The 15,809-nt window shown below is 33.2% G+C and carries 9 protein-coding genes and 3 pseudogenes; 9 read left to right on the top strand and 3 right to left on the bottom strand.

Annotation, left to right across the window (positions count from 1 at the left end; translation table 11 throughout):
• Positions 1-62 precede the first annotated feature (62 nt).
• The gene (locus tag BR66_RS0108380; protein WP_026882519.1) at positions 63-2,615 is read right to left on the bottom strand and encodes an FprA family A-type flavoprotein; all 2,553 of its coding nucleotides are present in this window, start codon (positions 2,613-2,615) and stop codon (positions 63-65) included.
• A 579-nt stretch (positions 2,616-3,194) separates the two neighbouring features.
• On the opposite strand from BR66_RS0108380, the gene BR66_RS0108375 reads away from it, so the two are divergent.
• From BR66_RS0108375 to gabT, 9 genes and pseudogenes are all read left to right on the top strand, one after another.
• Positions 3,195-4,670 (top strand): aldehyde dehydrogenase family protein, encoded by a 1,476-nt coding sequence (locus BR66_RS0108375; protein WP_035795822.1) that lies wholly within the window; start codon positions 3,195-3,197, stop codon positions 4,668-4,670.
• Positions 4,671-4,767: 97 nt separating this feature from the next.
• Complete coding sequence (locus BR66_RS23440; RefSeq protein WP_051624151.1) at positions 4,768-5,832, top strand: polyamine ABC transporter substrate-binding protein; 1,065 nt, start codon at positions 4,768-4,770, stop codon at positions 5,830-5,832.
• Between the two features lie 19 nt (positions 5,833-5,851).
• The gene (locus BR66_RS0108365; protein ID WP_026882517.1) at positions 5,852-6,937 is read left to right on the top strand and encodes an ABC transporter ATP-binding protein; all 1,086 of its coding nucleotides are present in this window, start codon (positions 5,852-5,854) and stop codon (positions 6,935-6,937) included.
• Positions 6,937-7,812: an ABC transporter permease gene (locus BR66_RS0108360; RefSeq protein ID WP_051624150.1), complete on the top strand. Its 876-nt coding sequence runs from the start codon at positions 6,937-6,939 to the stop codon at positions 7,810-7,812. Before BR66_RS0108365 ends, BR66_RS0108360 begins: the two co-directional genes overlap by 1 nt.
• 1 nt (position 7,813) lies before the next feature.
• Positions 7,814-8,602 (top strand): annotated as a pseudogene (locus BR66_RS0108355) (ABC transporter permease); the annotation flags it as partial.
• 16 nt (positions 8,603-8,618) lie between these two features.
• The gene (locus BR66_RS0108350; RefSeq protein WP_084156415.1) at positions 8,619-10,040 is read left to right on the top strand and encodes a putrescine aminotransferase; all 1,422 of its coding nucleotides are present in this window, start codon (positions 8,619-8,621) and stop codon (positions 10,038-10,040) included.
• A complete protein-coding gene (locus BR66_RS0108345) occupies positions 10,037-11,251 on the top strand; it encodes a PucR family transcriptional regulator (protein WP_051624149.1) in 1,215 nt (404 codons plus the stop codon). Before BR66_RS0108350 ends, BR66_RS0108345 begins: the two co-directional genes overlap by 4 nt.
• 353 nt (positions 11,252-11,604) lie before the next feature.
• Positions 11,605-12,987, top strand: a complete 1,383-nt coding sequence (locus BR66_RS0108340; protein ID WP_026882512.1) for an APC family permease — start codon at positions 11,605-11,607, stop codon at positions 12,985-12,987.
• Positions 12,988-13,018: 31 nt separating this feature from the next.
• Positions 13,019-14,374 (top strand): 4-aminobutyrate--2-oxoglutarate transaminase, encoded by a 1,356-nt coding sequence (gabT, locus tag BR66_RS0108335; protein WP_026882511.1) that lies wholly within the window; start codon positions 13,019-13,021, stop codon positions 14,372-14,374.
• An 82-nt stretch (positions 14,375-14,456) separates the two neighbouring features.
• On the opposite strand, the pseudogene BR66_RS26910 reads toward gabT, so the two are convergent.
• Together BR66_RS26910 and BR66_RS26905 are read right to left on the bottom strand one after the other, a co-directional pair.
• Positions 14,457-15,239, bottom strand: a pseudogene (locus BR66_RS26910) (Ig-like domain-containing protein); the annotation flags it as partial.
• Positions 15,240-15,269: 30 nt separating this feature from the next.
• A pseudogene (locus tag BR66_RS26905) lies at positions 15,270-15,809 on the bottom strand (Ig-like domain-containing protein); the annotation flags it as partial.

The following is a 15,809-nucleotide window of genomic DNA, read 5'->3' as shown; positions in this document are numbered from 1 at the left end:
AGGAACAAGCCCTATACTAATTTATATTTGTTGATTTTGTTTTTATTTATCTGTCCTGGGAGCTATATTATAATTCCCTCTGCAAGTGACTCATTCAAAGTCTTACCTTCCTGCATAGCAAGTATAAGTTTCCCACCACTTGATGTATCACCTATAAGATAGCCACCCTTTAAAATATCATTTTTAAAGAATAGGGTTTTTAAGGTTTTTGTGCTTTCATCGGCTATCTCAAGTTTTTTCCCGCATTCAGGTGATATTTCACCAAGGGATAGCACGGAAGTATTTAATGCATTAAACATAACAGAGGATACGAAGCCTTCAAAATGAACATCATCACCAGCAGCACTAGCACCTGCGATTTTCGCCATTTCAACAGCAGCAGTCCAGTTTCCAAACACAATATGATCATATTCAGCTGCATCACCAGCAGCAAAAATATCTTTTTCACTTGTCTGCATTTTGTTGTTTACAAGTATTCCATTATGAACCTCTATTCCAGAAGCTTCAGCAAGCTCTTTGTTTGAGCGAATTCCTACAGAGAATAAAACTAAGTCAGCTGGTATTGGCTTTCCAATTTTAAAGGCTACACCTTCTACTTTGCTAGTTCCAATAATTTTATCTGCAGAATCTCCAAGAATTATATTTATACCTGATTTTTCAGCTAAAGAAGCAAAAGTTTTTCCACCAACTTCATCTAGTTGTCTTGGTAGAAGTCTTGGCAAAAATTCAATTACAGTAACATTAACTCCAGCTTTTTTCATCTCCCAGGCAGCTTCGAGGCCTAAAAGACCACCCCCAATAACTACTGCATTTTTAATTTCAGGGATTTTTTTCTTTATGTTTTCTGCATCTTCCATAGATTTTAAAGTATAAACGCCATCTAAATGCACACCTTTAATTGGAGGAAGAAAATTTCTACTTCCAGTTGCAATTATTAGTTTGTCATAACCTATTATTGATTTATCTTCAAGAATCAATTCTTTGGTTGTTGGTTCTATTTTCTTAACAGTTACGCCTAAAATAACATTTATATTGTTATCGGTGTACCATTTTTCATCGGCTACATAAAGTGTTTTATCAGGAAGATTTGTACTTATATAGTCAGAAAGTTCTGGTCTAAAGTAGGTTCTATATTTTTCAGAGGAAAGAATAGTTATCTTAGCTACTTTATTTCTTTTTCTTATAGCATCAGCAGCATAAAAACCAGCAGCGCCATTTCCGATTATTACAAAGTTTTCTTCTTTTTCTGAGGCAAAGGTTATTTCTTCTTCTGTTATTTCTATAAATTGTTCTTTTCCAGCACCACATACAGGGCAAGTCTCTGGAGGTTTAGAACCTTCAAATACTACTCCACATACAAGGCATTTCCATTTTTTTGTTCCGCTTTTCCTTTTTGGTTTAACCACATTACTTAAATGTTCAGCTATTTTTTTACCAAAATTTTCACCGAATTTATAGGCAGAAACAAATTCTTCTTCAGATGGTTTAAAGTTTACCTTTAGACCCGGAGTCATAACATCAAGTCTAAGCTCTGCTAGACGCCTTTCTATATTTGGAACAGCCTCACCACTCCAACCATAAGAACCAAATGCACCAGAAGGTTTTGCATTATGAACTATTGGGTTCATTATATTTAGGAGGTCTAGTATTGGCTTTAGTGCATCACTATTTATTGTTGGTGAACCAAATAGTACGCCTACAGATGAATCTATCTTAGCCATAACATCCTCTTGTTTGTTATAAATAACATCTAGTAGTTCCACAGTGTAATCACCAGTGTTTTTAATGCCTTCACTTATCTTTTCAGCCAAGGATTTGGTGTATCCATAGGCAGATACATAACAAATAACTACATTTTTATCATCATTTTTAATTGGAGTACTCCATTCTTTATATTGATTTATGACTTTCCAAGGATCATCTCTAAGAATTGGTCCGTGACCTGGGCAGACTAAGTCAATTTCTAAATCTTTTATTTTATCATAAGCTCTAAGTACAAAGGGTTTGAAGGGACCCATAATTCCATCAAAATAATATTTTAAAGCTGAGGAGTAGTCATTATAATTTTCTATTTTATCATCAAACATGGATTCCGTAGAGTAATGACATCCAAAAGAATCACAAGTGATTAATGTTTTATCCTCTGGAATGTAAGTGTACATTGAGTCAGGCCAATGGAGAAATGGAGCAGCTATAAATTCTAAAGTTTTGCCGCCAAGGTCAATGGAGTCTTTGTCTTTAACTTCAATATACTCAAACTCTCTGTTAGCAATGGCTTTAAGAAATCTTATTGCAACTGCAGATCCCACTACTTTTGCATTTTTTGATACATCAAGAAGTTTTGCCACAGATCCTGCATGGTCTGGTTCTGTATGGTTAACTACAATGTAATCAATTTTTGTTACGTCTATATCTAAGGATTCTAATCTTTCCAAATATTCATCAAAAAATCTTTCTTTAACGGTTTCGAATACAGCGGTTTTTTTTGATCCTTTTATTACATATGAGTTGTAAGTTGTACCGAAAGGTGTGTACATTATAATATCGAATATTCTAAGGCCTGGGTCAAGAGCACCTACCCAATATAAATCTTTTTTTACTTCTATGGCTTTCATAGTATCACTCCTCATTAATTAAATGTAGCTTATGTATTCTGCAATATAATTATTAATTAATAATAATTATTACTTATATTATAGTGTTTTTTCCTCTTGAATGCAATATATTTATAGATTTTGCTATAAAATTATTTGTATCCATATTTTAATTATCCTAGTTAACTAAATATATTTTATATAAATTATTGATGATATTGTTTTCAAATGATAAATCAATAAATAATTATCAATATCATAAACGAATTATCAAAATAATCATTGACATTATGGGATAATTATAATAATATGGCAACAATACAAGTTATATTTTATGTGTATTTTATACAAATAAAAGGTTCTATAATTGTCCTTTCTGGATATACCTTTTATGTTATGAATATGATAAATTATATATAATATATTTAACATATCGTTAATAAAAACAAAATATACATTATAAATTATCAATAAAACATTGCATTTCACAGTAAAAACTTATTTCAAATTCATATTGTAATAAAATTGAAAACAATAATCAAACAAGAAAAATATTTGCACTAATGCATATATAAATAAATTTTATTTAGGGGGAACATTATGGGAGATGTATTAAAGCAATATATAAATGGTGAATGGAAACTATCTGAATCAGGAAATACTAGAGAAATATTAAATCCAGCTACAGGTGAGGTAATAGCTGAAGTAACTGAAGGCATAAGAGCCGACGTAATTAATGCAGTGGCTGGGGCAAAAGCTGCTTTTTATGAAAATGGATGGATGGACACTTCGGCTGTGGAAAGAGCTAGATTGTTATTTAAACTTGCAGATGTCTTAGAGAGTAGAGCAGAAGAGTTTTATAAATTAGAGACAACTAACAATGGTAAACCTATAAGAGAATCTTCTGTTGATGTTTCTGATGCTTGTGCATGTTTAAGATATTACGCAGGTTTTACTACAAAACCTCATGGAGTTACTTACGATGTTCCAGATGATATGCAGTCCTTGGTTGTACGTGAACCAATTGGAGTTTGCGGAATGATAGTTCCATGGAATTATCCACTTCTTATGGCAATTTGGAAAATAGCACCTGCTATAGCTGCAGGGAATACTGTTGTGTTTAAACCATCAGAAATCACACCGCTAACCGCTATTAAATTATTTGAAATTATTGACGAAATAGGGTTTCCTAAAGGAGTTATAAATCTTGTACTTGGAGATGGACCAAATGTTGGTGATGAACTTGCAAGAAATAGGGACGTAGAAAAAATAGCTTTTACTGGTGGAACTTCCACAGGCAGGTCAATTATGAAAGCAGCTACATCTAATATAAAGAAGATATCTTTAGAACTTGGTGGAAAGTCACCTAATATAGTTTTTGAAGATGCTGATTTTGAAACTGCCGTTGACTACGCACTATTTGCTATATTTTGTAATCAGGGTCAAGTTTGTTCAGCGGGTTCTAGATTACTTTTGCAGGAAAGTATATATGATAAATTTATTGAAAGACTGGTTGAAAGGGCAAAGAAGATTAAAGTTGGAAGTGGATTTGATGAATCTACTGAAATGGGACCTTTAATTTCACAAAATCATATGAATAAGGTTTTAAGCTATATTGAAATTGGCAAAAAAGAAGGAGCAAAACTTGTTTGCGGAGGTAACAGAATAACAGAAGGAACTTTTGGTAAGGGATATTTTGTAGAACCAACAATTTTTGTTGATACTTTGCCTGACATGAGAATAGTTCAAGAGGAGATATTTGGACCAGTTCTAGTAGTACAAAAGTTTAAGGATGAAAAGGAAGCAATTAAACTTGCTAATGACAGTTGTTATGGACTTGCAGCAGGAGTATTTTCTAATGATATAGCTAAGGCACATAGAGTTATTAGAAAACTAAGAGCAGGAATAACTTGGATAAATACTTATCACCCCACTTATAATGAGGCACCTTGGGGCGGATACAAACAAAGTGGTATTGGAAGAGAACTGGGCACCTATGGATACGAAGAATACACAGAGGTTAAGCAGATTAATATTAATCTTGATGTGAAACCCACAGGATGGTTCGCAAAATAAAGATGCACGACAGGCAAGTGCTAGGTGGCAAGTGACAAGTTAAACTTATTAAGTTTTAGGCGTACATGTATAAGATAAAAGTAATGGGGGGAATAAAGTGAAAAAAATAAGAACAATATTAACAGTGGCTTTATCATTAGTAGTTACAGGAAGCATACTTGCAGGGTGCGGATCTTCAAGTACAACATCTTCAAATACTGGGGGAACATTAAATTTGTTTAATTGGACGGAGTATCTTCCAAAGACAGTTATTTCAGAATTTGAAAAAAAGTATGACATAAAGGTTAATTACACTACTTATTCTTCAAATGAAGAAATGCTTGCTAAAATTCAGGCAGGCGGAGGTCAATATGATATAGCTGTAGCCAGCGATTATATGGTAGACATTATGAAAAAACAAAATCTTCTTGAAACATTAGATATGAGTAGTATTCCTAATATTAAAAATATAGGTAGTCAATTTAAAAACCTTAGTTTTGATCCAGGTAATAAATATACTGTGCCATATCTTTGGGGAGATGCAGTAATCGTAGTTAATACTAAAAAATTCCCTGATGCAAATATAACAAGTTATAACGACATTTGGGATAGTAAATACAAAAATTCCATTGTTGCACTAAATGACGAAAGAGCTTTGATTGGTATTGCACTTAAAAAACTTGGTTATTCCATGAATGAAAAAGATCCTGCTAAACTTAATAAGGCACAGGATGAGCTTACAAAACTAAGACCAAATATTAAAATCTTTGATAGTGATAGTCCAAAGACTTCCCTTATAAATGGCGAAGCTTCCATTGGTTATGTATGGGGAGCTGAGGCATATTTAGCAGAGCAGCAGAATAAAGATTTAAAAACTTTTTTCCCAAAAGAGGGCATGTATTTATGGCAAGATAATTTTGTTATTCCAAAAGACGCTAAAGATAAGAAGAATGCACAGTTGTTTATTAATTTCATTTTGGATCCAAAGGTTAGTGCTGAGATATCAAAGGCTTATCCATATGCAAATCCAAATGTAGCAGCACAAAAGCTTATAAATCAAGCCACATTAGGAAATACAACGGTTTATCCTACAGAAGAAGATCAAAAAATTGGTGAGCATTTAAAAGACGTTGGAGACGCTTCAAAACTTTACGATGATATTTGGACTAAATTTAAACAATAATTGAAGGAAGGTGTCGACAATGGAGTCTATGGTTGAACTTGTAGATATAGTAAAATCTTTTAAAGACCAGTCTGCTGTGGATCATATTAGTGCAAAGGTTAGAAAAGGTGAATTTTTGACGCTCCTTGGACCAAGCGGGTGTGGAAAGACTACAACTCTTAGGATGATAGCAGGTTTTGAGGAACCTACTTCAGGAGAAATACTTCTTGATGGGGTGGATGTATCTAGTAAAAGCCCCCATGAAAGAGATGTTAATACAGTTTTTCAGAATTATGCGCTGTTTCCACATATGAATATTTTTAATAATATAGCTTTTGGTTTAAAAATTAAAAAGATGAATAAAAAAGAAATACAGGAAAAGGTAACTAGGGCATTAAGTCTTGTGCAACTTGAGGGTTATGAAGATAGATTCCCATCACAACTAAGTGGTGGGCAAAAACAGAGAATAGCCATAGCAAGAGCAATAGTAAATAGTCCTAAGGTATTACTTCTTGATGAGCCTCTTGGAGCTTTAGATTTAAAACTAAGAAAGCAGATGCAGTTTGAACTTAAACATCTGCAGAGAAAGCTTGGTATTACATTTATTTATGTTACTCATGATCAAGAAGAGGCTCTTACAATGTCAGATAGAATCGCAGTTATGAATAAAGGTAGAATTGAACAAATAGGGGTTCCAGATGAAATCTATGAAAGACCAAGAACTAAATTTGTTGCGGATTTTATAGGTGAAACCAATATATTTGAAGGAAGATTAAAAGAGAAGGAAGGATCAAAAGCTATTACAGAAATTGAAGATGGGCAAGTGATAAATGTTGTAGATGACAAGGAAAAAATTGATGAAATAAAGATAGGAGAAGTTGTTGTTTTTGCAGTAAGACCTGAGAGAATGAAAGTGAGCTATGAAAAGGTGGCTAATAGGAATACCCTTAAGGGAAAGTTTAAGGAGCGAATATTTGTTGGCTCCATAAATAAAACGGTGGTATTACTAAGTAATGGAAGAGAAGTAGTAATCAATGAACCAGCAGTGGATACTTTAGGCATAAATGAAGATATTGATGATTTATATGTGTATTGGGATCAGCAAGATGGGGTGGTGATAATATAATGGATACTTCCAAAGGAAAATATAAAAAGAAAAGGCAATACGGACATATCGTAACCATATCTCCAGTTATGCTTTGGATGATAATTTTAGTTGCAGTGCCATTATTAATAGTTGCTGGTATGGGGTTTATGACCAGGGGGACTTATGGACAGGTTGAATATAAGTTCACTCTGGACAATTATAAAATGCTAGCACAACCTATTTACTTAAAAATATTGCTAGATTCACTTGGAATTGCATTTTTAACTACTTTCTTTTGTCTTATCCTTGGATATCCCTTTGCATATTTTGTGGCAAATGTTTCTGCAAAATATAAGGTGATTTTGTTTATGCTAATAATGATTCCATTCTGGACAAATTCCTTAGTAAGAACCTATGCCTGGATTGTAATTCTTAGAACTACAGGGGTATTAAATTCATATCTAATGCAAATTGGTATCATTCACCAGCCACTTCAACTATTATATACAAATGGAGCTGTAATTTTAGGACTTACCTATGCATTGTTTCCATTCATGGTTTTATCACTTTATTCATCTATTGAAGCTTTAGATAAGACTTATTTAGAGGCAGCAAGTGATCTAGGAGCATCACCAGTTCAAACTTTTTTAAGAGTGACACTGCCACTTACCATGCCAGGAATATCTGCCGGAATTATACTTGTATTTATACCAACCCTAGGCTTGTTTTATATTTCTGATTTACTTGGTGGAAGTAAGACTATGCTTATAGGTAATCTTATACAAAATGAATTTTTAACAGCAAGAAACTGGCCATTTGGTTCAGCTATGTCCATACTTTTAATTGCAATAACAGTAATATTTATAGTTATTTACTTTAAGCATAGTAATGGCCAAGAGATAGAGGTGCTATAAGATGAAAAAAAGAAAACTTACTAAAGGTATTTTAGGAACATATTCATTTTTGATATATTTTATTTTATATGCACCAATAATAATTCTTGTTGTGTATTCTTTTAATAAATCCAAGCTAAATGCAGTTTGGACCGGTTTCACATTAAATTGGTATTCAGTACTTGCAAATGATGGGGATGTTTTGCAAGCACTTCAAAATAGTTTGACAATTGCTTTTTTTAGCACGGTAATCTCCACTTTTATAGGAACACTTGCAGCAGTTGGAATGTATAAGTACAAATTTAAAGGTAAAACAGCCTTGGATGGGTTGTTATATGTTCCTATTATAATACCTGAAATTGTTATGGGTATCTCTCTATTAGTTTTTTTTACCCAAACAAAGATTACTCTTGGTTTATTTACACTAATACTTGCCCATGTAACATTTAGTATTTCTTATGTAGTAATAGTGGTAAGGGCAAGGATGAAAAGTTTTGATAAATCCTTGGAGGAAGCTGCTATGGATCTTGGAGCAAATGGTCTCCAAACTTTTACTAAGGTAACACTGCCAATTATACTGCCAGGCATAATTGCTGGTGCATTAATGGCATTTACATTGTCATTAGATGACGTAATTATAAGCTTTTTCGTGTCAGGAGCCGGATTTGAAACTTTACCACTTAGGATTTATTCTATGGTGAGGACAGGAGTAACACCGGAAATTAATGCACTTTCAACAATTATGTTAGCAGTAACACTTAGCATTGCTATAATATCTGAATTAATACAACTTAAAAAGTCCAAAAAAATATAAGGAGTGTGGTAGAATGAGGAGCACGAGCAGTAGTTTGAAAATCGACGAAAACTTAGTAAGTATCAATAAGGAGGTGAAGGATTATCGAGAGGTTTTAAAGTATAGTAAAGAGGTTTTGAATTTTATAGCTAAAGAAGATTTATCCAAAGATGATGTTGAATGGATAAGCACGGAAACAGTAAATAATTTTAGAGATTATGTTAATCCTGGATTTCTCGAATACAGAAAGTCTGTAACATCTAATGGAGAGTTTGCCGCAGTGGAATGGAAAGATTCAGGGCTCAATAGTTTTGTAGATGTTAATGGTAAAGAATATATCGATTGTTTAGGTGGTTATGGTATATATAATGTCGGACATAGAAATCCAAAGGTACTCAAAGCAGTAACAGATCAGCTTAAGCATCAAGCACTTCACAGTCAAGAACTTCTTGATCCATTAAGAGCAGCTCTGGCTAAACTTTTAGCAGAAATAACTCCAGGAGATCTTAAGTATTCATTTCTTTGTAACAGTGGTACTGAGGCTGTGGAGGGAGCAATCAAACTTGCAAAATTGCATCAACAAAAGAAAGGTAAATTTCATTTCATTGCTGCAACAGGAGCTTTTCATGGCAAAAGTCTTGGAGCGCTATCGGCCACTTCAAAGGGACTTTTCAGAAAACCATTTATGCCTTTAGTTTCAGGTTTCAAACATGTTTTATATGGAGATATAGATATGCTGCGTAAGACAGTAGAAGCATCAAAAATGGTTGGAGAAGATATAGCAGCCATTTTGCTTGAACCTATACAGGGTGAGGGGGGCGTTATTATACCACCTAAGAATTACCTAGCACAAGTGAGAGAATTATGCGATGAGTTTGATATTATAATGATTGTAGATGAAGTACAGACTGGTATGGGACGTACAGGTAAGATGTTCAATGTTGATTATTATGATGTTAAACCAGATATTATGTGTCTAGCAAAAGCATTAGGAGGTGGAATAATGCCTGTAGGGGCAGTTATTGCAACAGAAGAAGTTTTTCAAGATTTCTTTCCCAATCCTTTTATACACACCACCACATTTGGAGGAAATCCTCTATCATGTGCAGCGGCAATTGCTACAATAAATACTCTGATTGAAGATAAGATTCCTGAAAGAGCAGCAAGAGTAGGTGATTATTTTATTGGTAATATTAAAAAGGTGATTTCTAAGTATCCAAGTCTTGTTAAGGAAGTACGTGGAATGGGACTTATGATTGGTCTTGAATTTACAGATAATAACATTGGTTACGCCGCATCTAAAGAATTGTTTAACAAGGGAGTTCTTGTTGCTGGTACTTTAATTAATGCTCAGACTATAAGAATTGAGCCACCATTAACTATTGAAGAAAAACAATGTGACATTGTTTGTATTGCATTAGATGATGCTCTAAAAAGCATTAAAGATGCAAGATGATAATTATAAACTGTGGAAATATTAAAAATCTACCATCCATGGAAAATCTAAAGTTTGTATCAGGAAAAGGTGGAAGCGATAGAATTATCAAATGGGTACATTTCATGGAAAATCCAGGTTATATAGATTGGTTAAAGGGTGGAGAACTCATTTTAATCACTGGGATACTTTTAGGCAAAAATGTGGAAGCACTTTTAGACCTTATAACAAAATTGAACAATAAGAATGTAGCTGGGCTTGTTATTAATGTGGGACCATATATTCAGGAAACCCCTAAAGAGGCCAAAGAACTTTCGGACTCTTTGGGCTTTCCCATATTTGAATTGCCTTTTGAGGTTAAACTAATAGACTTTAGTCAAAATATATGTAAAGCAATTTTTACAAGCAAAATTGAAAAAGATTCTATGGATAGTTTTATGAGGGACATAATTTTTGGGGATTTAACTTATAATGAAGAAATATTAAGTAGAGCTATGTTTTATGGATATGATCCAGGTAAAGAATATTGTTCTCTTGTGGTATATATTGATAACTTTACTAGCGTTGCAAGTCTTAATGGTATTTGGGATGAGGAAATAGCACTTAGAATTAAGCAGCAGGTGGAGCAGATAATAATAAAGATAATGAGTAGGTATAATAAAAATACAATCCATATAACTCAGAGCAATTCTATTATAATTATGCTACCTGTGCAGGAAAAGGATAAAAAAAATAATGTGGATTTAATTATTGAAGATATAATTAAAGAAGTTCACATAAGGTTAAAAGAACTGGAAATTAGCATTGGTATAGGGAGCTATTGGAAAGAACTTAATGATTTTAAAAAGAGTGTTTATAAGGCGCAAAAGGCTTTGAAGATTTTAAAGATTAATGGAAGTAAAAATAAAATATGTAAGTATAGTGATATAGGGATATACAGGCTACTGTTTGAGCTTGAAAAAGTGGATGAAATGAAATCTCTCTATGAAGAAATTTTAGGAAGATTAATAAAGTATGACAAAAAGAATTCTACGGATTTAGTTAATACCCTCGAAGTTTATATTAATGAGGACTGTAATTTGATAAGGTCATCAGAAGAACTTTTTATTCACAAAAACACTTTAAAGTATAGAATAAAAAGAATAGAGGCTATTCTAAGTTGTAATCTTAAAAACTTAGAGCAAATATTAAACTTTAGTATTGCCTTTAAAATAGGAAAATTTCTTTCATAAAATTAACAATATTATATTTTTATTATGATTATTATAATTATAGAAAAAAGCTATTTCAAAATGAGTTTATCATTTTGAGGTGGCTTTTTTTAGTTATTATGAACCGAAAATTATTATAATAAATCAATTTAATAAGCTACTTGTGCTTTTTGGACAAATAGATAAATTGATTATTGTATGAAAAATATATATGAATACAATTGATAATGTGTTAAATTATATATAACATAATTATTCAATTAATAATAACAAAGCTTAAACAATATTAATATATTAATTAAATAGGTGCATAATAAAAAAACAAGTATTTGCATAAAAAAATATTAAAATTCGATAAAATCAGGGGGTCTTATATGAAAAATTCAGGTTTGAAAAAAGATAACTTAAACATGTTTGAAACAATTGCATTATCCGTAGCTATTATAGCGCCAACAGCTGCTATGGCACTAAACATATCATTAATGTCAGAAACTGCTGGATATTCTTCACCGCTTATATTTTTGGTAGCAACAATAGTGGTTGGACTTGTGGCATATACAGTTATTAAATTTAATCATTATATTTCTTCAGCAGGGTCACTTTATTCTTTCACTAAAGTTGCATTAGGTGAAAAGATGGGATTCACTTCGGGATGGGCACTTTTACTTGCATATATAACTCTTGGAGCAGGTACTTGTGCAGGCTTTGGCGCATTTTTCTCTCAGTTCCTAGGAGCTTTTGGAATTCATGTTGCTTGGCTTCCTCTTTCACTAATATTTTCCATAGTCATGATATTAGTTGGAACTACTGATGCTAAAGTAAGTACATCTTTAATGCTTGCTATGGAAGGAGTATCAATCTTCCTTATACTTATATTGTCAATAGTAATTATATTTAAAGTAGCAACTACTACGGGTTTAAGTCTTAAACCATTTAAGACAAATGGAGTTAAACCTTCGGCACTGGCAAGTACTTCAGTTTTTGCATTTTTATCCTTTATTGGTTTTGAAAGTGCTTCAAGTTTGGGAGAAGAAACAAAAAATCCTAAAAAGTATATTCCCATAGCAATAGGAAGTGCGGTATTTGTAACTGGTTTGTTTTACCTACTATGTAGTTATGCTCAGGTTGTAGGTTTTGGCTTAGATGCAGCGGGACTTAAAGCTGTTTCAACGTCAGCGCTTCCACTTACAGATCTAGCAGATAAATATATGTCTAAGGGTTTTGGTACACTCTTGTTACTTTCAGCTTCATTGTCCTTCTTCTCCTGTGCCCTTGGATCAGCCTGTGCTGGTGCAAGAATGTTATTTGCAATGAGTAAGGATGGGATTATGCCAAGGATTATGTCAAATGTTCATTCTAAGTATAAAACACCATATATCTCACTTATATTTGTAGTAGCTATTTCTGCCATAATACAAGCAGCATTATATGGAAAAAATGGTATTGAGGTCTTTGGTTATTATGGCACTATAGGGGCATTAGCAATACTTGTTTCATATATATTTACATGCATTGGTGGTATGGTGTATTTCACTAAAATTAAAGTTTGGAATGCTGTACATTTAATAATACCAGTATTATCAATTGTAGCATTACTATATGTACTAATTTCAAACATATATCCTATTCCTGAATTTCCAAATAACATATTTCCGTATATAGTATTAGGCTGGATTGCAATAGGATTTGTTCTCATTAATATATTTAGAACTGGAAAAGAAGCAGAAGAAGATTCTGTAAATGAAAATTTAGGTTAGATAATTAATAATTATATCGGAGGGGTTAAAAATGATAGAAGAATCAAATGCAAAAATTGTAACAGCAATACCTGGACCAAAATCTTTGAATCTTACAGAAAAGAGAAATAAATATGTAGCTAAAGGGGTTAGCACTTCTTCACCAATATTTGTTGAGGAAGCTAAAGGAGCACTTATTAAAGATATTGATGGAAATGTATTTGTGGATTTTGCAGGGGCCATTGGCGTTCAAAATATTGGGCACACTGATGATGGTGTTGTGGAAGCTGTAAAAGCGCAACTTGATAAATTTATCCACCCAAGTTTTCATGTAAATATGTATGAATCCTATGTGGAACTGGCAGAAAAACTTTCAACTATTGCACCAGGGAATTCACCTAAAAAAGCAATGTTTGCTAACAGTGGAGCTGAAGCTGTGGAAAATGCTATAAAAATAGCAAGAGCTTACACTAAAAAAGACGGTGTGATTTCACTTCAAGGATCTTTTCATGGAAGAACGAATATGACTATGTCTATAACAAGTAAATACAAGCCTTATAAAAATGGGTTTGGACCATTTGCTACAGAAACTTATAAAACTGATGTAGCGTATTGTTACAGATGCCCAGTTGGATGCACATATCCTGAATGTAATATTGCTTGTGGTGAAAAACTTAAGATTATGCTTAAAACCGTTATTTCTAAAGATATGATTGCCTGTCTTATAGCAGAACCAGTACAGGGCGAAGGTGGTTTTGTTGTACCTCCAAAAGAATATTTCAAGATGCTTAGAGATATATGCACTGAAAATGACATTATATTTATTGTTGATGAAGTACAAGCAGGCTTTGCAAGAACTGGAAAGATGTTTGCACATGAACATTTTGATGTGGAAGCAGACATAATAACAATGTCAAAATCTATCGCTAATGGTATTCCTCTAAGTGCAGTAGTAGGTAAAGCAGAAATAATGGATGCTGCTTGTGTAGGTGGTATTGGTGGAACTTATGGTGGAAGTCCTCTAGGTTGCGTAGCAGCACTTAAAGTAATAGAAAAAATCGAAAAAGAAGATTTATGTAGCACTGCAAATAAAGTTGGTGATTATATAACAGGAAGATTAAATGAGTTCAAAGAAAAGTATGATGTAATAGGTGACGTACGTGGACTTGGAGCTATGATTGGTGTTGAGTTTGTTAAGGACAGAGAGACAAAAGAGCCATATCCGGAACTAGTTAAAAAAATTACTGATTATTGCTTTAAGCATGGAGTGATATTTCTTAATGCTGGATTATTTGGTAATGTAGTAAGATTTTTACCACCCCTTGTTATCACCAAGGATCAGCTTGCTTATGGAGTGGATATTCTTGAAGAAGCAATTGAAGAAGTAGCTTCTAATGCTAAAGGGTAAAGTTAAAAAAATAAAGACCATAGATTTGAGCGGATCAAATCTATGGTCTTTACCTTTGACTTTAGCAGATTAGAAGAGGAGTCTAATTTATAACACTTTTGTATTGATATGGACTTCCATTGCTTTCAGTGTAATACATAACATAACTATTATTAAGTGTTATACCTAAGGCATAATCAATACCTGATTGCCAATTTTGTTTAGACTCTACGGTGGTTGAAATGCCAGCAGCAGTTAAATCAGAACTAGTATATGTGGTTACAAGAATACCATTCTGGTATACTTCTATCTTGTTTATTGTAACAGGTTTGCTGCCATCATTTTCTAAGTTTAATGATAGTGATTTACAAATGCCATTTATAGTAAGAGCTGAATAACTAGATATACTAAGATTTGGCACATATTCTTGTATATTTAAAGTTAACTTAACATTCTTAGAATATCCATCTACCAGACCCTGAAATGTAAAGGTTCCTATTTTGCTTGTATCTGCAACACTTGGTTGCCATGAAACATTAACCGTGCTGGTTTTGCCGTTATCCATATTAGCAACTACGGTTTGAGGCAAAGTATAAGTATCATTTTGTACTAAATTAGTGGTAATATCATCTATTGAGACAATGCTAGGATTTACAACGGTAATAGCACAAGTGGATGTTTTTGCTCCATCTACTGTAGTTGCAGTGATATTAGATGTGCCTGCACTCACTGCTGTTACTTTTCCAGTAGCATCTACTTCTGCCACTGCAGGATTAGAAGATGACCAAGCTACAGCTTGATTAGTTGCATTACTTGGAACTACAGTTGCAACTAATAAATCTGAGTTTCCTATTATTAATGCATCTGTTGTTTTATTTAATACTACCGATGTTACTGGTACTACTACAATATTATTTACAGTTACTGTACAAGTACCGGTCTTATTTCCATCAGCTGTAGTTGCTGTGATTGTTGCTGCTCCTGCACTAACAGCAGTTATTTTCCCAGTAGTATCTACTGATACTACTTTAGAATCTGAAGTTGTCCAAGTTACTGCCTTGTTTGTTGCATTACTTGGAGATACTGTTGCTGTTAATGTATCGGTGCTTCCTACTGTTAAAGTATCTGTGGGTTTATTTAATGCTACTGATGCTACGTTTGTTATGTTATTTATAAATGGTACTGGTGTTGGGGTACTACCATCTGCTGTTTTTACTATTCTAACTTCAATGGCTTCAACTCTAAGAGCTTTACCATCTGTACCAGCTTCTTGTCCATCACTGACCCATGGTTGCCATCCAATGTTTTCTACTTGAGATCTATACTGGACAGAATAACCGGGGAGGTTTTCTAAAGCTATTTTTATTGCTTCAACTCTTAAAGACTTACCATCTGTACCAGCTTCTGCATTATCAGAAACAGGTGTTTGCCAACCAATATTTTCTACATGTGTTTG

It is taken from the genome of Clostridium akagii DSM 12554 (assembly GCF_000686725.1).
Classification (GTDB): Bacteria; Bacillota; Clostridia; order Clostridiales; family Clostridiaceae; genus Clostridium_I; species Clostridium_I akagii.
This window is presented reverse-complemented; position numbering and strand designations above follow the sequence as displayed.